Source organism: Janthinobacterium rivuli (assembly GCF_029690045.1).
Classification (GTDB): domain Bacteria; phylum Pseudomonadota; class Gammaproteobacteria; order Burkholderiales; family Burkholderiaceae_D; genus Janthinobacterium; species Janthinobacterium rivuli.
Genome location: NZ_CP121464.1, coordinates 3,305,591 through 3,327,897, shown reverse-complemented (window position 1 = coordinate 3,327,897; position 22,307 = coordinate 3,305,591). Strand labels below are relative to the sequence as shown.

Here is a 22,307-nt window from a genome sequence, read left to right as displayed (position 1 = left end):
GGTGGTCATGGTAAATTCATTGACACGCACATTCCACAGACAAAAAAATAGCCGCTCGAAAGCGGCTATTTTTATGGGCTAAAACTGATTACGGCGCTTCCGGCGCTGCTGCAACCGGCGCGGTGACCGGCTTGACGATCTTCACCTTGGCCTTGGCTTTCAGGTACTCGACGTAATCGAACATTTCCTGTTGTGCCAGGATGCCGCTGATCTGGTCTTTCTCTTGCTGGCGGCGTGCTGCATCCACTTGCGCCGGCTGCTGCACCTTGGCGATGCGGTAGATGCCATAGCCCAGGGCTGGCAGGTCCACACCCACGTAGGCTGGCAGCTTGCTCGTGTCCGCTTTCATGACTTGCGCGATGGCGGCACGGTTGATGCCGTCCAGCTTGCTGCGCGATACCCATTGCGCCGCGCCGAAACCGGTCGCGTCGCCCGAAGCCTTCAAGGCGGCCAGCTTGGTCTCGCCCGCTTTCTTGGCCAGCTTTTCCGCTTCTTCCAGGGTCACGCGCTGACGGATCATCGCTTCGACTTCGGCCAGCGGACGCTTGCTGGCAGGCTTGAATTCCACCACGCGACCGGCGATCAGCACGTTAGGAGCGACGGTCACGGCTTCCGTGTTGCGCTTGTCTTTCAGCGAATCGTTCGAGAAGATGGCGGTCAGGAACTTGGCGTTGTTGAACGGCGCCTTGCCCAGTGCTGGCGACGGCGTCCGCGACAGGTTGGCGACGCTTTCCACTTTCAGTTTCAGCTTGTCGGCCACCGGCTTCAGGCTGTCCGATTGCTCGTAGACCGTGTTGGTGAACGTTTCCGCCATTTCCGAGTATTTCTTGGCAGCGAATTGCTTGCGCAGGTCGGCCGTGATCTCGCCGCGTACTTCATCGAGCGCACGCACGTGCTGTGGCTTGAGCGAGGTCACGGTCAGGATGTGGAAGCCGAAATCGGAAGCGACGACGTCGCTGATTTCACCCTGCTTGAGTTTCGCGACGGCATTGAGCAACGGCGTAGGCAAGCCATCCTTGCCAATCACGCCCAGGTCGCCGCCCTGTTCCGCGGACGCCGGATCTTCCGACTTGGCCTTGGCCACGGCGGCAAAGCTGGCAGGCGTCTTGCGCACGTCAGCCAGGATGGCTTCAGCCTTGGCCTTGGCGGCTGCCTTGTCGGCGGCCGATGCGTCTTTCTTGACGGCGACGAGGATATGGCTGGCCTGACGCGCTTCTTCCGTCGTGTAGGCTTTCTGGTTCTTCGCGTAGTAGCCGGTCACGTCGGCGTCGGTGACGTCGACTTGCTCGCCGGCGGCGCTGTCGTCAAGCACAACGTACTCGATCTTGGCTTGTTCCGGGATCTCGAAGAACTTGCTGTTCTTGTCATAGAAAGCCTTGATCATGGCGTCCGTCACTTTGACTTCCGACACGTACTGGGCGATCGGCAGCAACAGTTCCTGCACTTCACGCTCTTCCGAGGTGATGTCGGACAGGCGTTTGGAGACGGTGCTTGGCGCGAAGGCGGTGCCTTGCACGGCGCCGGCCAGTTGCTGCAGGGCCAGGTCGCTGCGGCGGCGCGCATCGTACATCTGCGGCGTCATGCCTTGGGCGGCCAGCATGGCCTTGTAGCGTTCCAGGTCGAATTTACCGTCCGGCAAGGTCAAGCCTGGGATTTCCAGCACTTCCTTTTGCAGCACGGCATCGCTGATGACCAGGTGGCTACGGCCCACTTCGGCGGCCACGGCGCGCTCGGCGATCAGGTTGTCGAGGATGCTCTGGCGCGCTTCCGGCGTGTCAAACATTTTCTGGTCGAACTGCTCGCCCATCATCTGGCGGTAGCGGTCGATCTGCTGGCGTTGCGCTTCTTCATATTGCTGCTGCGTAACGACCTGGTCGCCGACCTTGGCGATGGTGTTCGCGCCATCGCCGAAGCTTTGGTAGCCGCTGATACCGACCAGTGCAAAAGACGGGACGATGACCAGCATCAGGAGAAACTGCATCAAGCGTCGATGGGTACGAATAAATTCAAACATGGTCAGCCAATTCGGGATGAGTGGATCACTATAAAAAAAGGCGAACATGCGTTCGCCTTGATTTCTTCGGCGGAATGGACGGGACAGATGTCCACTTCCCCTTTAGATTCAACAACTTGGCGCTGGAACTAAAGCAGGATTCTGACGCCCAAGCCATTATCTCCTGATTCTACAATGCCCATAGCGCTATAGCAAGAGTAAATCAGGGCGCGCGCCCTGCCCTGGCGCCGCCTGGACGGCAAGGCGCCGGACTCGCGCATTTAACCGGACGCAGCTTAAAGCGGATTTAAATGCGGGTGTTTTTATTCAAAACGGCAGGACGGGATTTTAAAAGCAGGCGCGCCGAGATAATCTGGCGCTGAAAAAGAAAAACCCGCGCTACTTATTCAGCAGCGCGGGCTTCTATATTCTGGCGGAGCGGACGGGACTCGAACCCGCGACCCCCGACGTGACAGGCCGGTATTCTAACCAACTGAACTACCACTCCTTAAGAGCGTATTTTTTTGGCGGAGCGGACGGGACTCGAACCCGCGACCTCCGACGTGACAGGCCGGCATTCTAACCAACTGAACTACCACTCCGAAAAATACACAGTACTACTTGCATTTGTATCCAGGGTTGTTATTCGAAGAACTTCAACCCTGAAATCGCGGCACCCGGAGGCGCCGCCAAATGTTTCCGGTGATTGTCACCTCACCGAAGTCCGTTAGTTTACAGCATCCTTCAAAGCTTTACCAGCTTTAAATTTTGGAACTTTTGCAGCTTCGATCGTGATCGCTTCTTTGGTACGCGGATTGCGGCCGGTACGCTCAGCGCGTTCGCTGACCGAGAAAGTGCCAAAACCAACCAGCGTCACGCTGTCGTTGTTTTTCAAAGTTTCCGTCACGCCGCCGATAACAGCGTCGAGTGCGCGCGCAGCGGCGGCTTTGGAAATGTCAGCTTTTTCAGCAATGTGGTCGATCAATTCAGTCTTGTTCACTAGCATCCCCAATTACAAAGGTATAAAACGTTTACCGTATCGTTGCGGCACTTTTGGCACCACAGCTGTCCGGCGAAAAAAATGTGCAGGCGTATTAAACAAGCCACACTGTATATGTGTCAAGCGCTTTGGGGGCGCAATTCACGTTTCAATATAAAACAAGCGCTCTAAAAGCGCTTGTTTGGGGAAAACAGGGGTAAAACGTTAGTGTTTTACTACCTCGCCGGCCGCGTCAGGCTTGGCCGCGGCGGCCGTGACAGCCTCCACCGCAGCGACATCCGCCAACGCTTCAGGCATGCGTTCGAGGGCGATTTCCAGCACTTTGTCGATCCAGCGCACCGGTACGATCTCCAGTTTGTTCTTGACGTTGTCCGGAATGTCGGCCAGGTCTTTCACATTCTGCTCTGGAATCAGGACCGTCTTGATGCCGCCGCGATGGGCCGCCAGCAGCTTTTCTTTCAGGCCGCCGATCGGCAATACTTCGCCGCGCAAGGTGATCTCGCCCGTCATCGCCACGTCGGCACGCACGGGAATGCCCGTGAAGACCGACACCATCGCCACCGTCATGGCCGCGCCAGCCGAAGGACCATCCTTCGGTGTCGCGCCTTCCGGCACGTGGATGTGGATGTCGCTCTTCTCAAACACGTCCGCCTTGATGCCCAGGCGCTGTGCCCGGCTGCGCACCACCGTGCGGGCTGCCTCGATCGACTCTTTCATGACGTCGCCCAAGGTACCCGTGCGGATGATGCCGCCCTTGCCCGGCATCGACACGGCTTCGATGGTCAGCAGATCGCCGCCCACTTCCGTCCATGCCAGACCAACCACCTGGCCGACCTGGTTTTCTTTCTCTGCGACACCGAAATCATAGCGGCGCACACCGAGGAATTTATCCAGGTTCTTCGAGTTGACGATGACTTTTTTGTCGGATTTCTTCAGCAGCAGCATCTTGACCACCTTGCGGCAGATCTTCGATACTTCACGCTCGAGCGAACGCACACCGGCTTCCCGCGTGTAGTAGCGGATGATGTCGCGCAAGGCCGACTCGGCCACCGAGATTTCCTCTTCCTTCAAGCCATTGTTCTTGATCTGCTTCGGCAGCAGGTAACGCTGCGCGATGCTGGTTTTTTCATCTTCCGTGTAACCGGACAGACGAATCACTTCCATGCGGTCAAGCAAGGCTGGCGGAATGTTGTACGAGTTCGACGTGGCCACGAACATCACGTCAGACAAGTCGAAATCGACTTCGATGTAATGGTCGGAGAACGTGTGGTTCTGTTCCGGGTCCAGCACTTCCAGCAGAGCCGACGATGGATCGCCACGGAAATCGGCGCCCATCTTGTCGACTTCATCGAGCAGGAACAGAGGATTGCGCACGCCGACTTTCGACAGCGATTGCAAAATCTTGCCCGGCATCGAGCCGATGTAGGTGCGGCGATGGCCGCGGATCTCGGCTTCGTCGCGCACGCCGCCCAGGGCCATGCGCACGAACTTGCGGTTCGTCGCGCGGGCGATGGACTGGCCCAGCGAGGTTTTACCCACGCCAGGAGGGCCGACGAAGCACAGGATCGGGGCTTTGAGCTTGTCGACGCGCTGTTGCACCGCGAGGTATTCCAGGATGCGTTCCTTGACCTTGTCGAGGCCGTAGTGGTCGCCCTCAAGCACTTTTTCCGCATTCGACAGGTCGTTATTGACCTTGGATTTCTTTTTCCAAGGCAAATTGACCAGGGTGTCGATGTAGTTGCGCACGACGGTGGCTTCGGCCGACATCGGCGACATCAGTTTCAGCTTTTTCAGCTCGTTGGTAGCCTTGTCGAGCGCTTCCTTCGGCATCTTGGCCGAAGCGACTTTTTTCTCCAGCTCGTCGAGGTCGGCACCATCTTCGCCCTCGCCCAGTTCTTTCTGGATGGCCTTGACTTGCTCGTTCAGGTAGTACTCGCGCTGCGACTTTTCCATCTGGCGCTTCACGCGGCCACGGATGCGCTTTTCCACCTGCAGAATGTCGAGCTCGCCTTCGAGCTGGCCCAGCAGGTGCTCGAGGCGCTTGGCCACGCTGAAAATTTCCAGGATGACTTGTTTTTGCTCCAGCTTCAGCGGCAGATGCGCGGCCACCGTGTCGGCCAGGCGGCCGGCATCGTCGATGCCCGACAGCGAAGCGAGGATTTCCGGTGGAATCTTTTTGTTCAGTTTGACGTACTGGTCGAACTGCTGCACGATCGCGCGGCGCATGGCTTCGACTTCCGACTCGTCGCCCGGCTCGGACTCGAGCGGCGTCAGGTCGGCGATGAAGTGCGTCGGCGCATCGCTGATGTGGTTGATTCGGGCACGCTGCGCGCCTTCGACCAGCACCTTGACGGTGCCATCGGGCAGCTTCAGCATTTGCAGAATATTGGCGACGCAGCCAATTTCATAGATATCCGAAGGAGACGGCTCGTCCTTCGCGGCTGCTTTTTGAGCGGCAAGCATGATGCTCTTGCCCTGCTCCATCGCAGCTTCCAGCGCCTTGATCGACTTTGGACGGCCAACGAACAGCGGTATCACCATATGCGGGAAAACGACGACATCCCGCAGCGGCAATAACGGCAGTTGAGTTTGCTCAGTTAATTTGGAAGTTGTCATGGCGTACCTTATAGAAAGCGTGTTTACGATGTTGGCGCTCGCTGCCAAAACACAAGACCGGCGAGAATAAATAATTCTGTGAAACAAACATTTTTCTGTTTATTTCGCAAAACACACCCGCATGACGTTAATAAATGCAGTTTTCACAGTAAAAAAGCCACGCGCAGCTAAGCGCCGCGAGTGGCTTTCCGATTGAAGCCTGCACTCATTGATTTAAATTGTACTGCCATGCATTAAGGAATCAAAATCCTTTTTATGCATTTGTCTCAGCAGTAATCAATTTTCTCCGGAGGCCTTGGCAGTCTCTTGATAAATCAACAAAGGTTTGGCGCCGCTGGTGATGGTATTTTCGTCGATGACGACCTTCACTACATTTTGTTCGCTCGGCAGTTCGTACATGACGTCCAGCAAAGCATGTTCCAGGATGGAACGCAGGCCACGGGCGCCCGTCTTGCGCGCCAGCGCTTTCTTGGCGATCGCATGCAGGGCGGCCGGACGAATCTCCAGTTCCGCGCCTTCCATCTCGAGCAGCTTCGAATACTGCTTGATCAGCGCATTTTTCGGCTCGACGAGAATCTGGATCAGCGCCTCTTCCGTCAATTCCGCCAGGGTGGCGATGACGGGCAGACGACCGACCAGTTCCGGGATCAGGCCGAACTTGACCAGATCTTCCGGTTCCGCTTGCAGCATCAGTTCGCTAGCCGAGCTTTGCGACTTGCTGCGCACCGTGGCCGAGAAGCCGATGCCGCTCTTTTCGGAACGGTTGGCGATCACTTTCGACAGACCGTCAAAGGCACCGCCGCAGATGAACATGATGTTGGTCGTGTCGATCTGCACGAAATCCTGGTTCGGATGCTTGCGGCCGCCTTGTGGCGGCACGGAAGCCATCGTGCCTTCGATCAATTTCAACAAGGCTTGCTGCACGCCCTCGCCCGACACGTCGCGCGTGATGGACGGATTGTCGGACTTGCGCGAAATCTTGTCGATTTCATCGATGTAGACGATGCCGCGCTGAGCTTTCTCGACGTCATAGTTGCAGCTTTGCAGCAGCTTCTGGATGATGTTTTCCACGTCTTCACCCACGTAACCGGCTTCGGTCAGGGTGGTGGCGTCGGCGATCACGAACGGCACGTTGAGCATGCGCGCCAGGGTCTGTGCCAGCAGGGTCTTGCCCGAGCCGGTAGGACCGACCAGCAAGATATTGCTCTTGGCCAGTTCGATGTCGTCTTTCTTGCCCAGGTGCTTGAGACGCTTGTAATGGTTGTACACCGCCACCGACAGGATGCGCTTGGCAGTCTGCTGGCCGATCACGTACTGATCGAGCAAGGCGGCAATTTCTTGCGGCGTCGGCAGGTCGGATTTGGTACCGGTCACCGTCTCGATGCTCGACGTTTCATCACGGATGATGTCGTTGCACAGGTCGATGCACTCGTCGCAAATGAACACGGACGGGCCGGCGATGAGTTTCTTCACCTCGTGCTGGCTTTTGCCGCAGAACGAGCAATACAGTAATTTTTCGCCGCTAGAGGATTTTTTGTCTGACATAAGGCATTTTGGTTGGAACTGCATTAACAATATTGCAAAATCGCAAGCCGGATGATGGTTGCCGCCCGTAAAGGCTGCTAGCCATGGCGCAAGTCAACAACGCGCACAAGCTCCATGCTACCCGAAATAAAAGCGAAACGCCCGAACGTTTGATCGCCCGGGCGTTTACTTACATGCTTAGCAATACCGGTAGGGGCTCATCAAGCGCGGCTGGTCAACACTTTGTCGATCAAACCATACTCAACGGCCTCGTCGGCGGACATGAAACGGTCGCGGTCGGTGTCCTTGGCGATCTGTTCGATCGACTGGCCCGTGCGCTCGGCCATGATGCCGTTCAAGCGGGTGCGCAGGTAAAGGATTTCCTTCGCCTGGATCTCGATATCGGACGCCATGCCTTGCGAACCACCGGACGGCTGGTGAATCATGATGCGCGAGTTCGGCAGCGAGAAACGCTTGCCCTTGGCGCCAGCGGCCAGCAGGAAAGCGCCCATCGAAGCAGCCATGCCCGTGCACAGGGTCGAGACGTCCGGTTTGATGAACTGCATGGTGTCGTAGATGGCCATGCCGGCCGAGACCGAACCACCTGGCGAGTTGATGTAGAGCGAGATTTCCTTTTCCGGATTTTCGCTTTCCAGGAACAGCAGCTGGGCGACAACCAGGTTGGCCATCTGGTCATTGACCGGGCCGACCATGAAAATCAAACGTTCCTTCAGCAGGCGCGAGTAAATATCATACGAGCGCTCGCCGCGACCGCTTTGTTCCACCACCATCGGCACCAGGCCGAGCATCTGTGTGTCCAGCGCCGGATTACGGTTCATACCTGTCATTTCATTTCCTTGTGAAGCAGTTAGGGGAAGCCGCCCTCACCTTTCGGCCAGAGCAGGCATCCCAATACCAACTGGTTTACGCTTGTGCGTTGCTTCCCATCAGTTCGTCAAAAGCAACTGCTTTCGACGTGACTTTCGACAGGCCCAACACGTAGGTGACGACGTTTTCTTCCAATACAAGGGCTTCGATCTCACCCAGACGACGACGGTCGCTGTAGTAGTACTTCAGCACTTCGCGTGGGTCTTCGTAGCTTTGGGCGAAATCTTCGATCTGCGCCTTGACTTGCTCAGGCGTCGCCTGCAGCTTGTTGTCGCCCACCAGTTGCGACAGGATCAGGCCCAGGCGTACGCGACGCTCGGCTTTTTCTGCGAACAGTTCTGCTGGGAAAGGCACGTCCTTGACGTTCATGCCGCGCTGCGCCATGTCCTGGCGGGTCATTTCGGCCAGACGCTCGGAATCCTGAGCGATCAGGGTTTTTGGCACTTCCAGCTCAGCAACTTTGATCAGCGCGTCCATGACGGCTTCCTTGTTGCGGGCTTTTACGCGGCCAGCGACTTCGCGCTGCAGATTGACTTTGATGTCTTCGCGCATTTTGGCCAGGTCGCCATCGGCAACGCCCAAGGACTTGGCGAATTCAGCATCGACTTCCGGCAGGTGCGCCCATTCCAGCTTTTGCAGCGTGATGGTGAACGAAGCGGTTTTGCCGGCGACGTCTTTACCATGGTAGTCCTCTGGGAACGACAATGGGAAAGTCTTGGACTCGCCCACTTTCAGGCCCAGGGTTGCTGCTTCGAATTCTGGCAGCATGCGGCCTTCGCCCAGCACGAAAGCGTAGCCTTCAGCTTTGCCGCCCGGGAATTCAACGCCGTCGATCGAGCCGACGAAGTCAACGGTCACGCGGTCGCCATTGGCAGCGATAGCCTCACCGCCGTCGCCGTGTTCGCCAGCTTCGCCCTTGGTGTGGAAGTGCACGCGCTGCTTGCGCAGGATGTCGATGGTCTTGTCGATTTCGGCTTCCGACACGTCGGCTTGCACGGTTTCGATTTCAACGGCCGTCAGGTCGCCGATGGCAACTTCCGGATACACTTCGAACGTTGCGTCGAAAGCCAGCTGGCCTTCGGCTGCTTCTTCTTTCGGCACGATGTTCGGGAAACCGGCCACGCGCAGATTGTTTTCGTTGGCGGCGTCGTTGAACGCGCGGCCGACTTTGTCATTCAGCACTTCGGATTCAATTTGGTAGCCGTATTGTGCTGCGACCATTTTCAACGGCACTTTGCCCGGACGGAAGCCCGGTGCCTTAGCCGTACGGGCTTGCACTTTCAGGCGCTTCTCAACTTCCGTGCGGACGTCCGTCAGCGGGAAGGAGATCGTGATACGACGTTCGAGTTTGCCCAAGGTTTCGACTGCAGTTGCCATGTAAAAAATCGTCCAAAAAATAAACACTGTTGGTGCGAGAAAAGAAGACCCGACCCCTTGCGCCATCACTGGCGGCAAGACATGGGTCCAGCTTCACTCGCTCGCATATTCATCTGTAAAAGTACTGAAAACAGGACGATGGACCTGGTCTACCCGGCTGAGGGAAAAACCCGCACCAGGCACCAAACAATCCGCCGCTTCCAGTACTGCGACAGGGCTCCGAGCGTCCAGCCTTGCTTCTAAGTAAATGCAGGGCCGGCCATCATTCGGTAAAGCGTGGCATTATAACAAAGGACTTCGGGAAAGTGGCTGGCTTTGCAGCCCGGCCACAGAGGATACCAGCGGCGGCGAACGAGTCGCCACAGCCTGGAGGTGCCCTGCCTTTACTCTTGCCCCGGCATTCTTTGTTTCGCCAGAGACAGGCTTTCCAGCCTGCTTCGTTCATTAGTATATGCGAACTGGCGCCCCGTCCGAAACAAAGAAATGCGCTCACGACGAAGATTTCGGGCAAAAAACCTTTGATTTACCTCAATTTGGCCATTTTTCAGGCAAATCTCCGCCTGAGCCCCGCCCCGCCGCCCGGTCGCTGACGAAAAATAGCGCAAACAAAGACATCCCGCATGACGAAAATACAGGCAAGACAACAGGAAAACGGGAAAGACGCCTGCAAGGAGGCTGAAGAACAACTTGATGGTGCTACACCTCCGGGCTGGAACAACCCGGATTGGTGCGGATGGGGAGACTCGAACTCCCAAGCCGAAGCACTGGCTTCTAAGACCAGCGTGTCTACCAATTCCACCACATCCGCATTTGTACTACTGTGTGCTACTTGCTACAAACTGCTTCCCTGATTTTAACAACTCGGGAGCGATCTGGCTACCGTGGACTTATGAGCAAGCCCGGAGCAAGCGCTCGGTAAAGCAAAGGCGGCATTCTACTGGATTTCCCAGAGGAATGCCGCCTTTTTTATGCCTGCGCCGTAGCGCTGGCTGCTAGCCTTCTTTTGCGCTCACCGGCTCCGGCTTCCTGACCCGGAACCAGGCCGCATACAGGGCCGGCAGGAACAGTAAAGTCAAGGCCGTCGCCAGGATCAGGCCGCCCATGATGGCCACCGCCATCGGCCCCCAGAACACGGAGCGCGACAAGGGGATCATGGCCAGCGCCGCGGCGGCGGCCGTCAGCACGATGGGGCGGCAGCGGCGCACGGCCGAGTCGATGATGGCATCCCACGGGGCCGAGCCGTCCTTGATGTCTTGCTCGATCTGGTCGACGAGGATCACCGAGTTGCGGATGATCATGCCGAACAGCGCGATGATGCCCAGGTTGGCCACGAAACCAAGTGGCCGGCCCAGCGCCAGCAAGGCAAACGCGGCGCCCGCCACGCCCAGCGGTCCCGTCAGGAAAACCAGCAGGGAACGCGAGAAACTGTGCAGCTGCAACATCAGCAGGGTGAAGATGATGAAGATGGCCAACGGCAGGTTCGCCGAGATCGACGCTTCCGCCTCGCCGCTGTCGGCCGCCACGCCTTTCACCACGATGCGGTAGCCGGACGGCAACTTGGCCCGCAAGGCGTCCAGCTGCGGCGCCAGTTGCGTCGACACGGTGGCGCCCTGGATGCCGTCGATCACGTCCGACTGCACGGTGATGGCCCATGCGCGCTTGTCGCGCCAGACGACACCCGGTTCCCACACGAAATGCGCGCGGGCCAGCTGCGAGATCGGCACGGACTTGCCCGTCGCCGTCGGGATATTTGTGTCATTCAACACGGAAATCGTGGCCCGCTCTTCCAGAGGCTGGCGCACCTGAATGTCGATCAGCTTGTTGTCCTCGCGGAACTGGCCGATGACCGTGCCCGACAGGATCGTATTGGCCGCCTGCATCACCGTTTTCGAGGTGACGCCCAGCGCGCGCATCTTGTCCTGGTCCAGGTCCAGGCGCAGCACTTTCACCGATTCATTCCAGTTGTCATTGACGCCCAGGGTGTTCGGATTGGCGCGCATGATGTCCTTGACCTGGTCGGCGATGGCCCGCACACCGGCCACTTCCGGCCCCAAGACGCGGAACTGCACGGGATACGGCACCGGCGGCCCATTCGGCAACAGCTTGACGCGGCCCCGTACTTCCGGGAAATCCTTCTTGAAGACATCGACGATTTGCTGGCGCAAGCGTTCGCGGTCAGCCAGGCTCTTCGGCAAGACCACCACTTGCGACACGTTGGTCTGCGGGAAGATCTGGTCCAGCGGCAAGTAGAAACGGGGACTGCCCGTGCCGACATAGCTGGTCACGCTTTCCACGCCGTCGAGCTTGCCCACAAACGCTTCGAACTTCTTGACCTGCTTTTCATTCGCGGCGAACGTTGTGCCTTCGGGCGACCACAGTTCCACCATCAGTTCGGGACGGCTGGAATCGGGGAAGAATTGCTTTTCGATAAAATTGAAACCATAGATGCCCAGCGCAAAGATGGCCAAGGTGGCGGCAATGGTGGTCTTGCGCCATTCCACGCACCAGGTGACGGCGCGGCGGAAGCGGCGGAAGTTCGGCGTGTCGAACAATTCATGGTCGTTATGCGCGTGCGGTTTCACTTTCAGCAAGACGTAGCCGATATAGGGCGTGAAGACGACGGCCACCACCCACGAAATGATCAGGGCCAGTGCATTGACGGAGAACAAGGAGAATGTGTATTCGCCAGCGGCCGACTTGGCCAGGCCGATGGGCAAGAAGCCCGCCACCGTGATCAGGGTGCCCGTCAGCATGGGCATGGCCGTCGACGTGTAGGCAAACGTGGCCGCGTCGAAACGCGACATGCCCTCTTCCATCTTGCGCACCATCATCTCGACGGCAATGATGGCGTCATCGACCAGCAAGCCCAGCGCGATGATCAGGGCGCCCAGGGAAATCTTGTGCAAGTCGATGTCGAGCAGGCGCATGAACAGGAAGGTGACGGCCAGCACCAGGGGAATGGTCAGCGCCACCACCAGGCCCGGCCGCACGTCGATGCGCAGCGGCTTGGTGTGCAAGCCCAGCGCCACGAAGCTGACGGCCAGCACGATCAGGATGGCTTCGATCAGGGTATGCACGAACTCGCCCACGGAGGCGGACACGGCTTCCGGCTGGTTCGACACGCGCTGCAATTCTATGCCGACTGGCAATTCGCTCTTCATGCGCGTGACCGTTGCCTGCAAGGCCTTGCCCATGTCGATGATGTTGCCGCCCTTTTCCATCGACACGCCCAGGCCGATCACTTCCTTGCCGTTGAAACGCATCTTGTCCTTGGGCGGATCGACCAGTTCACGTTTTACGGTGGCAAAATCACCGAGGCGGAAGGTGGTGCCGTTGGCGCGCAGTTCCAGGTTTTCCAGGTCCTTGACGGTCACCATGGCGCCCGTCACGCGCACTTGCAGATTGTCCGTCGGCGTCACCAGCACGCCCGTGGCGTTGATGCTGTTTTGCGCGGACAATTGCTGCACGATGGCGTCGAAAGGAATGCCCAGCTGGGCAAATTTCTTGTGCGAAAAGATGATATTGATCTTTTCATCTTGCACGCCGAACAGTTCCACCTTCGATACCAGCCCCACGGCCAGCAGCTCCTGGCGTACCTTGTCCGCGTAATCCTTCATTTCCGCGTAGGTAAAACCGTCGCCGGACAGGGCAAAGATGGAGCCGTACGTGTCGCCGAACTCGTCATTAAAGAACGGGCCCACGACGCCGGCCGGCAAGGTGCCCTGGATGTCGCCGATCTTCTTGCGCACCTGGTACCAGGCGGCCGCCGTTTCCTTGGGCGGCGCCGATTCGCGCAGCTCCAGCAAAATCAAGGTTTCGCCCGGCTTCGAATAGCTGGTGATCTCGTCGATGTACGGCGTTTCCTGCAGTTTCTTTTCCAGCTTGTCCGTCACCTGCTCGGCCATCTGCAAGGCCGTGGCGCCGGGCCAGTACGCTTGCAGCACCATGGCGCGGAAGGTGAACGGGGGATCCTCATCCTGGCCCAGGCTGGCGTAGCTGAGCATGCCGCCGATCAGCAGCACGGCCATCAGGTAGCGCGTCAGCGGGATGTGTTCAAGCGCCCAGCGCGACAGATTGAAGCCGCCCTTCATTTGATGGCCTCGGCAGCAACGACGGCAGGCTTGCTGGCCAGCTCGGCGCCAAGGATGGTGACTTTCTGGCCCGGCTTGAGCAGGTTGACGCCGGCCGTGACCACCGTCTGGCCCGCTTTCACGCCCGAGGTCAGCAGCAACTCATTGCCCGCCACGCCGCCCACCGTCACGGGCACGAGCTTCACGGCGCCGTTTTCCACCACCCACACGGAGCTTTGCGATTTCTCGTTGAACAGGGCCGTCAGCGGCACCTTGATCTGCGGCGTGGCCGTTTGCGAGGCGAACTGCACCACAGCCGTCATGCCCAGGCGCACTTGCGGCGCGTCCGGAATGCTGACCTTGGCTGTGTAGGTGCGCGTGGCGGCATCGGCGACGGGCGACACTTCGCGTATTTTGCCCGGCAAGCCCTGCTTCGGATCGGCCCACAGGCGCACGACCACATCCTTGACGCCGCGCAAGGTTTCCACCTTGTCTTCAGGAATGCCGATCACGACTTCCTTTTCGCCGCTCTTCGCCACTTGCACGACGGGCGCGCCGGGCGCCACCACCTGCCCCACTTCAGCCTCGATGCGCGTGACGACGCCATCGACGTCCGCCAGCAGGCTGGCATAGCCGGACTGGTTCGCCTGGCCACGGTACAGGGCCTGGGCCGCTTCCACGTTCGCCTGCGCCGCCTTGTAGGTGGCGTCCTTGCCGTCGAGCACGGCCTGGCTGACGAAGTTCTTCTCGCGCAAATCCTGGTAGCGCTTGAGTTCCGCGCGCGCCAGGTCGCGGCTCGTTTCCGAACTCACCAGCGAAGCCTTGGCTTGCGCCTGCGACAGTTGCAAATCGACGGGATCGAGCTGCATCAGCACTTGCCCCTTCTTCACGCTGGCGCCCACGTCGACCTTGCGCGCGACGATCTTGCCGCCCACGCGGAACCCCAGCTGCGACACGATGCGGGGTACGACCTCGCCCGACAGCTCTGCACTGACGTCAACATTGCTGCTAGACAACACGATGGCGCGCACGGGGCGCACGTCTTCCACTTTGACGGCAGGCTTGGAACAGGCCGCCAGAGTCAGCGCCAGAGCGGCGGCGGCGATCAGCCGCAGGGCAGGAAGTGCGGAAGCGCCGGTCTCGCGGCGCAGGGTTTTCAGGGCAAACAAGGTATTTTCCTTTACTATGCGGGCTGCAATATTTTTATGCGGAGAAACTTTTTGCTTGTCCTTTGGGCCAAGCCAAACTTTTTCGCACGCGATATCCTTAAATTTGTGACAATATCAGCTTGGTCATGGCGGGGACTGCTCTTCGCCTAATGACTTTCTGGTTATTAATTATAATCGTGCGTAAAAGTTTTTAGTGACTTATGCGTCATTAATCTTGAGACGTACAACGCCCGGCCACAATCCAGCGTTTGTGGGGGCCGGACAAACGCAAGACTAGAGAAGTGTGTTCATGCCTGTAGACCATTACGAAAATTTTCCTGTTGCATCATTTTTACTGCCGCGCCGCCTGGTGCCAGCCGTCGAAGCCATCTATGCCTTCGCCCGCAGCGCCGACGACCTGGCCGATGAGGGCGACGCCAGGCCGGCCGAGCGCCTGGCCGCCCTGCACGCCTATGAAGCGGCGCTGGGCCGCATCGCCCGCCAGGAAGGCCATGCCGGCGAGAACGCCGCCATGTTCGAACGCCTGGCCGCCGTCATCGCCAAACACCAACTGCCGCTGCAGCCGTTTTACGATCTGTTGTCGGCCTTCAAGCAGGATGTGGAAACGACGCGCTACGCCAGCTACGACGACGTGCTCGATTACTGCGCCCGTTCCGCCAACCCCGTGGGGCTGCTGATGCTGCACCTGTATGGCGCGGCCGATGAACAGAATGTACGCGATTCCGATGCGATATGTTCAGCTTTGCAACTAATTAATTTCCTGCAAGACGTCGCCATCGACCAGCAAAAAGAGCGCATCTACCTGCCGATGGAAGACCTGACCCGCTTTGCCGTCTCCGCCGCCGCCTTCGAGCGGCCCGAGGCGCACGGCAAGTGGAGCGCCCTGATGCGCTTCGAAGTGGCCCGCACGCGCGCCCTGATGCTGTCCGGCGCGCCGCTGGCCCTGCGCCTGCGCGGGCGCATCGGCTGGGAGCTGCGTCTGGTGGTGCAAGGGGGTTTGCGCATCCTCGAATGCATCGAAGCCGTCAATTACGACGTGTTCCGGCGCCGCCCCAAGCTGGAGAAACGCGACTGGCTGATCATTTTCTGGCGCGCGCTGCGCATGTCGCGCAAAAGCCTGCGTCAAGAGACGCAAGTAAAAACGGCTTTTCCCCCGTCGCCCACTCTGTAAGACGATAGAATAGCGGCTTCGATCTGCAACCCTTGCTCTTTTGACTATGTCTCCCGACGAATACTGCCAACAAAAGGCCGCCCAGAGCGGCTCCAGCTTCTACTACAGCTTCCTGTTCCTGCCGGCCGAGCGCCGCAAGGCCATCACGGCCCTGTACGCGTTCTGCCGCGAAGTCGATGACACGGTTGACGAATGCACGGACGAAGCCGTGGCACGCACCAAGCTGGTCTGGTGGCGCAAGGAAGTCAAGGCCATGTACGAGGGCAACCCCACACATCCCGTGATGCGCGCGCTGGAGCCGCACCTGGCCGTGTATCAACTGGAAGAAAAGCATTTGCAGGCCATCATCGACGGCATGGAAATGGACTTGAACCAGACCCGCTACCTCGACTACCAGGCCATGAGCCGCTATTGCTGGCATGTGGCCAGCGTGGTGGGCATCTTGTCGGCCAGCATCTTCGGTGCGACCCGCCCGGAAACCCTGCTGTACGCGGAAAAACTGGGCCATGCCTTCCAGCTGACCAACATCATCCGCGACGTGGGCGAGGATGCGCGCAAGGGGCGCATCTATTTGCCGATCAGCGAATTGCAGCAATTCAATGTGACGGCAGCCGACCTGCTGAACGCGCGCCACAGCGAAAACTTTGAAAACCTCATGCGTTTCCAGGTGGCGCGCGCGCAAAAGGCCTACGACGAAGCATTCGCGCTCTTGCCAGCCGAGGACCGCCGCGCCCAGCGCCCGGGCCTGATCATGGCCGCCATCTACCGCACCGTGCTCAATGAAGTCGAGCGCGACGGCTACCACGTGCTGAAACAGCGCATCTCGCTCACGCCGATCCGCAAACTGTGGCTGGCCTGGAAGACCTGGGTTCGTGGCTAAGCGTAGCGTGAAGCAACGCTACGCCGTCATCGGCGCCGGCTGGGCTGGCTGCGCGGCGGCCATGGAACTGGCGCGCGCCGGTCACGCGGTGAGCGTATTCGAGGCGGCGCGCACCTTGGGCGGACGCGCGCGCCGCGTCGAAAGAGAAAATACGGTGCTCGACAACGGCCAGCATATCCTGCTGGGCGCGTACACGGAAACCTTGCGCTTGATCAAGCTGACGGGGCAAGACCCTGCCGAGCTGATCCTCACGCTGCCCCTGCAGATGCGCTATCCGGCGAACTCCGGCGGCATGGACTTCATCGCGCCGCGCCTGCCCGCGCCGCTGCACCTGGCCTGGGCCCTGCTGCGCGCCAAGGGATTAGTGCGCGCCGACAAGCTGGCCCTGATGCGCTTTTCCACCGCCATGCGGACGATGGGCTGGCAGCTGTACAACGATTGCACGGTCAGCGAATTGCTGCAGCGCTTCGACCAGACGGACCGCCTGAACCGGCTGATGTGGCACCCGCTGTGCCTGGCCGCGCTGAATACGCCGCCCGAGCGCGCCTCGGCCCGCGTCTTCCTCAACGTGCTGCGCGACAGCCTGGGCGCAAGCCGCCGCCGCGCCTCCGACATGCTGATCCCGAAAGCGGACCTGAGCAGCGTGTTGCCCGACGCGGCCGCCCGCTATGTAGAACAGCATGGCGGCGCAGTGCGCACGGGCGCCAAGGTTGCCGCCCTGCACGCCCTGGCCGATGGCCGCTGGCGACTCGATGACGGCGGCGAGGATGGCGCGCAGTATGACGGCGTCATCGTGGCCACCTCGTCCGTGCAAGCAGCCAGCCTGCTGCAAGGTTTGCAGGACGCACGCCTCGATGACGCAATTGACCGCATGCAAGCCTTCACGCCGGAAGCGATCAGCACCTGCTACCTGCAATACGATGCCTCGGTGCACCTGGACTTGCCGTTTTACGCTCTCGTCGATACGCCGCAGCTGCAGCACTGGGGCCAGTTCGTCTTCGACCGGGGCCAGCTCGACGCCAGCCAGGCCGGCTTGCTGGCCGTCGTCATCAGCGCCTCCGGCTATGCCGCAGAGCAAGGCCACGGACCATTGGCGCAAGCCATCGCGGCGCAGCTGGCGCAGGTGTTGCAACGTCCTGAGCTGGCCCAGCCCGTGTGGACCCAGCTGATCACGGAAAAGCGCGCCACCTTTGCCTGCACGCCGGATTTATTACGCCCCGGCAACGCCAGCGGCATGCCGGGCTTGCTGCTGGCCGGCGACTACACGGCCAATGAGGACCGGACGCAGGATTATCCGGCCACCATCGAGGCGGCCGTGCGCAGCGGCGTGGCGGCGGCCAGGGTCGTCACCACGGGCAAGACGGCAAAACAGACCTGACGGTGCATCCTCCCCTGATGTCGCTCGCCCCCGCGAAATTGCATTCTGTCGCACCGCGCTGGTGCGCTCGCGTACGCTTGGGTACAGTCTGACCATCGACAACGGCCATGCCACGGGGAATACCATGCACACCACCTTGCACTTGAAAAATAGCTTGAAAGCCCTGGCGCTGCTGGCTGGTGTGATACTGGCCACCTTGATCGTCATTCAAGTACAGCAGGCGCCACAAGCACCATTGATGCTGAGCCAGGCAAGCATGCTGCTGCCGGCCATGGGCTGAAGCGGCGGACAGGAAGAATATGATGAACAAACAAGATTATCTCGACGCACTGCGGCGCGCGCTGGCAGGCTTGCCACCGGACCTGGTGGCCAAGACCCTCGACTATTACGAGCAGACCTTCATCGAAGGCGCTGCGGCCGGCCGCAGCGAGCACGAAATCGCCGAGGACCTGGGCGACCCGAAAAAAATCGCCCTCACCTTGCGCAGCAGCACGCACCGCCAGGCTTTCGAGCAAAAGAAAACCCCCGTCAACCTGCTGCGCCTGCTCGTCTCGCTCGTGGGCCTGGCCATCTTCAACCTGTTCATGGTCGTGCCTGCCGCCGTCTACGCGGCCCTGCTGGCCACCCTGTACGCCGTCGGCCTGAGCTTTTACCTGGCCGGCATCGCCATCACGGCCAGCGGTTTGTCCGGCGCCAACGAACTGGTGCTCGACGGTCCGCTGCGCCATGTCTTCATCCATGACGATGACGGCGGCGAAAACGGCGAACGGCGCGAAACGCGCATCACCATCGGCGACACGGGCATCGAAGTCGATCACCTGCCCGGCCCCTTGCAGCATGACCCGGCCGAGTCCGAACCCAGGACGCCCGGCGCTTCCTCGCGCATGATGGAGCGGGCCGAGGCGCTGGCTGGCGGCGGCATCCGCATCTCCACCGACATGGACCGCGATGCGCGCACCACGCAAACCGTCTTTGGCGTGGGTATGCTGCTCGGCGGCATCGCCATCTTCCTGCTCAGTCTGGTCGTAACGCGCTATACCTTGATCGGCATCAAGCGCTACGTTGCCATGAATGTTTCCCTGCTCAAAGGTCACTAGAAAGGCTGCCATGAAACGCTTGCTCAAAGTTGGCCTGTCCATGCTCTTGCTGGCCATGGTCCTGATCGCCATGTCATACGCGGCGCTGCGCGCCAAGGGAATCAGCAATCCCAGCAGCGCCGCCGGCCGTGCCGTGCGCAGCGAAACGCGCCCGGTGGCCGCCAATATCACCAGCATCGACCTGGCCGGCCCCATCGACCTGGTGCTGCGCCGCGGCGCCACGCCCTCGCTGAAGGTGAGCGGCGAGCAGCGCTTGCTGTCGAACGTCGACACGACGGCCGATGGCACCACCCTGCATATCGGCCCGAAAGGCATGCTGTTCCACCATCGCCAGCCTTTGCAGGTGGAACTGGTGCTGCCGGCCCTCGTGCGCGTGGAAGTGCACGGCAATGGCGACAGCAAGATCACGGGGTTTTCGGGCGACAGTTTTATTCTGGAACTGACGGGTTCGGGCGACGTCAGTTTTACCGGACGCTACAAGCAGGTTGCCGCCACCGTCAACGGCAGTGGCGACCTCGACATCAATGCGGGCAACAGCGACAGCGTGGTGCTGGAAATGGTGGGCTCCGGGCGCATCGCCGCCAGCGGCAACACGAAATTCCTGCGCGCCGACCTCAGTGGTTCAGGCGACATCGATGCCGAGCACCTGGCGGCCGACAAGGCCAGCGTCAGCCTGCAAGGCTCCGGCACGAGCACCGTCTTCGTGCGCGACGCCAGCAACCTGACCCTGCGCGGCAGCGGCGACATCCACGTCCACGGCAACCCGCGCCAGCGCGAGACGCAAAAGAGTGGCTCAGGCGAGATTACCTGGCATTAACCGGCCACCACACAATGGCCTGCTACTGCGCCCTGCCCTGGCGCAACTGTCGCATACGCTGCACGAGTTTGACAATGGCGTAGGCGAGCATCAGCAGGCCAGCGCCAGTGACCGCGCTCGCCCGGGGCTCCGCCAACAAGACATGGCGTGATGCTGGCGCAACGACCACCAGAAAGAATGGCAATCCGCTTACCAGCAAGAGGACCAGGCTACGCTGGTATTTCCGCACCTTCGATGGTACATCCGTGAAAATTTCGGGAATTTTTCCATCCACCACAGGTTTGCGCCAGCAACGCCATCCCCCCACATCCACCACGCGTTCCCAGCCTCCATCGACAAATAATTGCGTATAGACAGGATCCGCCTTTACGCCCGGAAAGTCCCAGCGATATGCCATGTCCGCCGGTGCGCCGCGCTCGAACGTCATGCGAATGCCGAGCGGATCGCTGGCATGCAAGTGCAATCCCTGGCGCGCCTGCTCTTGCAGCCAGCGCTCATGCATCCCGTCTTGCCACACCCACCACCATTTGAATTTCTTGACCAGTTGCTTGCTCATGCCGCATTCCCCTGTAGAAGTGACAATGTTCTTTTCCCTGTGGCTGCCATGATGTCCAGGCGCCGCACCTGCTCGCTCAGCACTGCACGCCCCAGTTCTGTCATGCCATATATCTTGCGCCGCTCCTCTTCCCTGAGCTTGACGATCAAGCCCTGCTTTTCCAAGGTAGCAAAAGCGCCATACAAGGTGCCGGGACCAATGCTGACACTGCCTTCGCTGAGTATGTCCACCTTTTGCATGATGGCATAGCCATGCAGGGGTTCATGCAGGCAAGCGAGCACATAAAACGTGGCCTCGGAAAGCGGCAGGTAGTGCGAAAAGTTGATAGCGTCCATGCTGCCCTCCATATCGTGTTTCGCTATACCGGCAGTCGATATAGCGAAACACGATACTAGCGCAGGGCATTGTTTATTGTCAACAAAATTATCGGGAGAGAGGACAGCGCATGCGCCCACGGCAGCGCGCGGGCGCACGGTGATGGGATCAGGCGGACCGCGCCTCAAGCCAGCTGACCGCCTGCTCGCCAGCCGCCTTGCCTTGCGCCAGGCAGGCCGTCAGCAGGTAGCCGCCCGTCGGCGCCTCCCAGTCCAGCATTTCCCCCGCCAGGAACACGCCCGGCATGGCGCGCAGCATGCTGCCGTCGATGCCGTCGAATTCCACGCCGCCGGCGCTGCTGATGGCTTCATCGATGGGGCGCGGACGCACGAGCGTGACGGGCAGCAGCTTGATGGCGTCCGCCAGTTTGGCTTCATCGGCAAAGTCGGCCGCACTCAGGCATTCGCGCAGCAAGCCCGATTTCACACCCTTGATGCCCAAACGGCTATTCAGGTGGCTGGACATGGAACGGGAACCGCGCGGGCGCGTCACTTCTTCGAACACGCGTTCATGCGTGTGGTCGGGCGCCAGGTCGAGCCAGATGGTAGTGCTGCCCTCGGCGGCGATCTGCTCGCGCAGCGCGGCCGATAAGGCATAAATCAGGCTGCCTTCCACGCCGCCCGCCGTGATGACGAACTGGCCCTGGCGCTTGATCATGCAGTCATGGATGTTGCGCGCCGAGATGGCCACCGTGGTCAGCGGTTCGCCCGCATGACGGCTGCTGAAATGCTCGCTCCAGTCCACGTCGAAGCCGCAATTGGCCGGCACCAAAGGCGTCACGGCCACGCCCTGCTCTTGCAGCAGCGGCACCCAGGCGCCATCGGAACCGAGTCGCGCCCAGCTGCCGCCACCGAGCGCCAGGATCACGGCGTCGAAGGCGCGCAGGCGTTCGCCGTCCGGCGTGGCGAATACCAGCTGGCCGTCGCGCCAGCCCGTCCAGCGGTGGCGCATGTGAAATTGCACGCCCGCTTCGCGCAGGCGGTGCAGCCAGGCGCGCAGCAGCGGCGCCGCTTTCATATCCGTCGGGAAGACACGGTTCGAGGAACCGACGAAGGTATCCACGCCCAGGCCGTGTACCCAGTCGCGCACTTTTTGCGGGCCGAACTGGTCCAGCGCCGGCTTGATCCAGCGTGCCGGCCTGCCGTAGCGCGAGATGAAGGAACAGTAGTCTTCCGCATGGGTGATATTCATGCCGCCGCGCCCCGCCAGCAGGAATTTGCGGCCGACGGACGGCATGGCGTCGAACAGTTCCACCCTGGCGCCCTGGCTGGACGCTTCCTGGGCGGCCATCAGGCCGGCGGGGCCGCCGCCGATGACGGCGATGTGAAAGGGAGGAAGGCTGGAATGGGTCATGGCAAGCTGGAAAGACGGTGAAAACCCCGGCATTTTAGTCGAG

At 60.2% G+C, this 22,307-nt stretch carries 17 protein-coding genes and 3 tRNA genes; 6 read left to right on the top strand and 14 right to left on the bottom strand.

The window, feature by feature from the left end; all coding sequences use genetic code 11:
• Window positions 1-88: 88 nt before the first annotated feature.
• From P9875_RS15100 to P9875_RS15050, 11 genes are all read right to left on the bottom strand, one after another.
• Window positions 89-1,981 (bottom strand): SurA N-terminal domain-containing protein, encoded by a 1,893-nt coding sequence (locus P9875_RS15100; RefSeq protein ID WP_423221781.1) that lies wholly within the window; start codon window positions 1,979-1,981, stop codon window positions 89-91.
• Window positions 1,982-2,424: 443 nt separating this feature from the next.
• Window positions 2,425-2,501 (bottom strand) — tRNA-Asp (locus tag P9875_RS15095).
• A 17-nt stretch (window positions 2,502-2,518) separates the two neighbouring features.
• A tRNA-Asp gene (locus P9875_RS15090) sits at window positions 2,519-2,595 on the bottom strand.
• A 125-nt stretch (window positions 2,596-2,720) separates the two neighbouring features.
• A complete protein-coding gene (locus P9875_RS15085) occupies window positions 2,721-2,993 on the bottom strand; it encodes an HU family DNA-binding protein (protein WP_010398442.1) in 273 nt (90 codons plus the stop codon).
• 204 nt (window positions 2,994-3,197) lie between these two features.
• Window positions 3,198-5,609 carry an endopeptidase La gene (gene lon / locus P9875_RS15080; protein ID WP_034751007.1) on the bottom strand — a complete coding sequence of 804 codons (2,412 nt, stop codon included), beginning with the start codon at window positions 5,607-5,609 and terminating at the stop codon, window positions 3,198-3,200.
• Between the two features lie 276 nt (window positions 5,610-5,885).
• Entirely contained in the window at window positions 5,886-7,154 is a 1,269-nt protein-coding gene (clpX, locus tag P9875_RS15075; protein WP_010398446.1) for an ATP-dependent Clp protease ATP-binding subunit ClpX, read from the bottom strand.
• Window positions 7,155-7,354: 200 nt separating this feature from the next.
• Entirely contained in the window at window positions 7,355-7,972 is a 618-nt protein-coding gene (clpP, locus tag P9875_RS15070; protein WP_374106380.1) for an ATP-dependent Clp endopeptidase proteolytic subunit ClpP, read from the bottom strand.
• Window positions 7,973-8,057: 85 nt separating this feature from the next.
• Complete coding sequence (tig, locus tag P9875_RS15065) at window positions 8,058-9,398, bottom strand: trigger factor (RefSeq protein WP_176390426.1); 1,341 nt, start codon at window positions 9,396-9,398, stop codon at window positions 8,058-8,060.
• 725 nt (window positions 9,399-10,123) lie between these two features.
• A tRNA-Leu gene (locus P9875_RS15060) sits at window positions 10,124-10,206 on the bottom strand.
• Window positions 10,207-10,390: 184 nt separating this feature from the next.
• Window positions 10,391-13,489: an efflux RND transporter permease subunit gene (locus tag P9875_RS15055; protein ID WP_099403530.1), complete on the bottom strand. Its 3,099-nt coding sequence runs from the start codon at window positions 13,487-13,489 to the stop codon at window positions 10,391-10,393.
• Entirely contained in the window at window positions 13,486-14,637 is a 1,152-nt protein-coding gene (locus tag P9875_RS15050) for an efflux RND transporter periplasmic adaptor subunit (RefSeq protein ID WP_278315763.1), read from the bottom strand. The genes P9875_RS15055 and P9875_RS15050 overlap by 4 nt, the downstream gene beginning before the upstream one ends.
• A gap of 289 nt (window positions 14,638-14,926) precedes the next feature.
• Between P9875_RS15050 and hpnC the strand changes: the two genes are divergently transcribed.
• The 6 genes from hpnC (at window position 14,927) to P9875_RS15020 (ending at window position 19,980) form a co-directional block, all read left to right on the top strand.
• A complete protein-coding gene (gene hpnC / locus P9875_RS15045; RefSeq protein WP_278315762.1) occupies window positions 14,927-15,808 on the top strand; it encodes a squalene synthase HpnC in 882 nt (293 codons plus the stop codon).
• A gap of 46 nt (window positions 15,809-15,854) precedes the next feature.
• A complete protein-coding gene (hpnD, locus tag P9875_RS15040) occupies window positions 15,855-16,688 on the top strand; it encodes a presqualene diphosphate synthase HpnD (protein ID WP_278318836.1) in 834 nt (277 codons plus the stop codon).
• On the top strand, window positions 16,681-18,066 hold the full coding sequence (hpnE, locus tag P9875_RS15035; RefSeq protein ID WP_278315761.1) for a hydroxysqualene dehydroxylase HpnE: 1,386 nt from the start codon (window positions 16,681-16,683) through the stop codon (window positions 18,064-18,066). Before hpnD ends, hpnE begins: the two co-directional genes overlap by 8 nt.
• A gap of 124 nt (window positions 18,067-18,190) precedes the next feature.
• Window positions 18,191-18,346, top strand: a complete 156-nt coding sequence (locus P9875_RS15030; protein WP_158301114.1) for a hypothetical protein — start codon at window positions 18,191-18,193, stop codon at window positions 18,344-18,346.
• A gap of 19 nt (window positions 18,347-18,365) precedes the next feature.
• On the top strand, window positions 18,366-19,163 hold the full coding sequence (locus P9875_RS15025) for a DUF1700 domain-containing protein (protein WP_278315760.1): 798 nt from the start codon (window positions 18,366-18,368) through the stop codon (window positions 19,161-19,163).
• Between the two features lie 10 nt (window positions 19,164-19,173).
• Window positions 19,174-19,980, top strand: a complete 807-nt coding sequence (locus tag P9875_RS15020) for a head GIN domain-containing protein (RefSeq protein ID WP_035818532.1) — start codon at window positions 19,174-19,176, stop codon at window positions 19,978-19,980.
• A 22-nt stretch (window positions 19,981-20,002) separates the two neighbouring features.
• On the opposite strand, the gene P9875_RS15015 is transcribed toward P9875_RS15020, so the two are convergent.
• From P9875_RS15015 to P9875_RS15005, 3 genes are all read right to left on the bottom strand, one after another.
• On the bottom strand, window positions 20,003-20,536 hold the full coding sequence (locus tag P9875_RS15015; RefSeq protein WP_035818530.1) for a DUF2812 domain-containing protein: 534 nt from the start codon (window positions 20,534-20,536) through the stop codon (window positions 20,003-20,005).
• On the bottom strand, window positions 20,533-20,871 hold the full coding sequence (locus tag P9875_RS15010) for a PadR family transcriptional regulator (RefSeq protein ID WP_099403525.1): 339 nt from the start codon (window positions 20,869-20,871) through the stop codon (window positions 20,533-20,535). The genes P9875_RS15015 and P9875_RS15010 overlap by 4 nt, the downstream gene beginning before the upstream one ends.
• A gap of 148 nt (window positions 20,872-21,019) precedes the next feature.
• Window positions 21,020-22,264, bottom strand: a complete 1,245-nt coding sequence (locus P9875_RS15005) for a TIGR03862 family flavoprotein (protein WP_035818528.1) — start codon at window positions 22,262-22,264, stop codon at window positions 21,020-21,022.
• Window positions 22,265-22,307: the final 43 nt, after the last annotated feature.

Excerpts from the sequence above, each read along its gene's own strand:
- P9875_RS15030 (WP_158301114.1), top strand. The coding sequence starts at position 18,191 with ATGCACACCACCTTGCACTTGAAAAATAGCTTGAAAGCCCTGGCGCTG.
- tig (WP_176390426.1), bottom strand. The coding sequence starts at position 9,398 with ATGGCAACTGCAGTCGAAACCTTGGGCAAACTCGAACGTCGTATCACG.
- clpP (WP_374106380.1), bottom strand. The coding sequence starts at position 7,972 with ATGAACCGTAATCCGGCGCTGGACACACAGATGCTCGGCCTGGTGCCG.
- P9875_RS15010 (WP_099403525.1), bottom strand. The coding sequence starts at position 20,871 with ATGGACGCTATCAACTTTTCGCACTACCTGCCGCTTTCCGAGGCCACG.
- P9875_RS15025 (WP_278315760.1), top strand. The coding sequence starts at position 18,366 with ATGATGAACAAACAAGATTATCTCGACGCACTGCGGCGCGCGCTGGCA.
- clpX (WP_010398446.1), bottom strand. The coding sequence starts at position 7,154 with ATGTCAGACAAAAAATCCTCTAGCGGCGAAAAATTACTGTATTGCTCG.
- P9875_RS15015 (WP_035818530.1), bottom strand. The coding sequence starts at position 20,536 with ATGAGCAAGCAACTGGTCAAGAAATTCAAATGGTGGTGGGTGTGGCAA.
- P9875_RS15055 (WP_099403530.1), bottom strand. The coding sequence starts at position 13,489 with ATGAAGGGCGGCTTCAATCTGTCGCGCTGGGCGCTTGAACACATCCCG.
- P9875_RS15005 (WP_035818528.1), bottom strand. The coding sequence starts at position 22,264 with ATGACCCATTCCAGCCTTCCTCCCTTTCACATCGCCGTCATCGGCGGC.
- hpnC (WP_278315762.1), top strand. The coding sequence starts at position 14,927 with ATGCCTGTAGACCATTACGAAAATTTTCCTGTTGCATCATTTTTACTG.
- P9875_RS15100 (WP_423221781.1), bottom strand. The coding sequence starts at position 1,981 with ATGCAGTTTCTCCTGATGCTGGTCATCGTCCCGTCTTTTGCACTGGTC.
- P9875_RS15020 (WP_035818532.1), top strand. The coding sequence starts at position 19,174 with ATGAAACGCTTGCTCAAAGTTGGCCTGTCCATGCTCTTGCTGGCCATG.
- lon (WP_034751007.1), bottom strand. The coding sequence starts at position 5,609 with ATGACAACTTCCAAATTAACTGAGCAAACTCAACTGCCGTTATTGCCG.
- hpnD (WP_278318836.1), top strand. The coding sequence starts at position 15,855 with ATGTCTCCCGACGAATACTGCCAACAAAAGGCCGCCCAGAGCGGCTCC.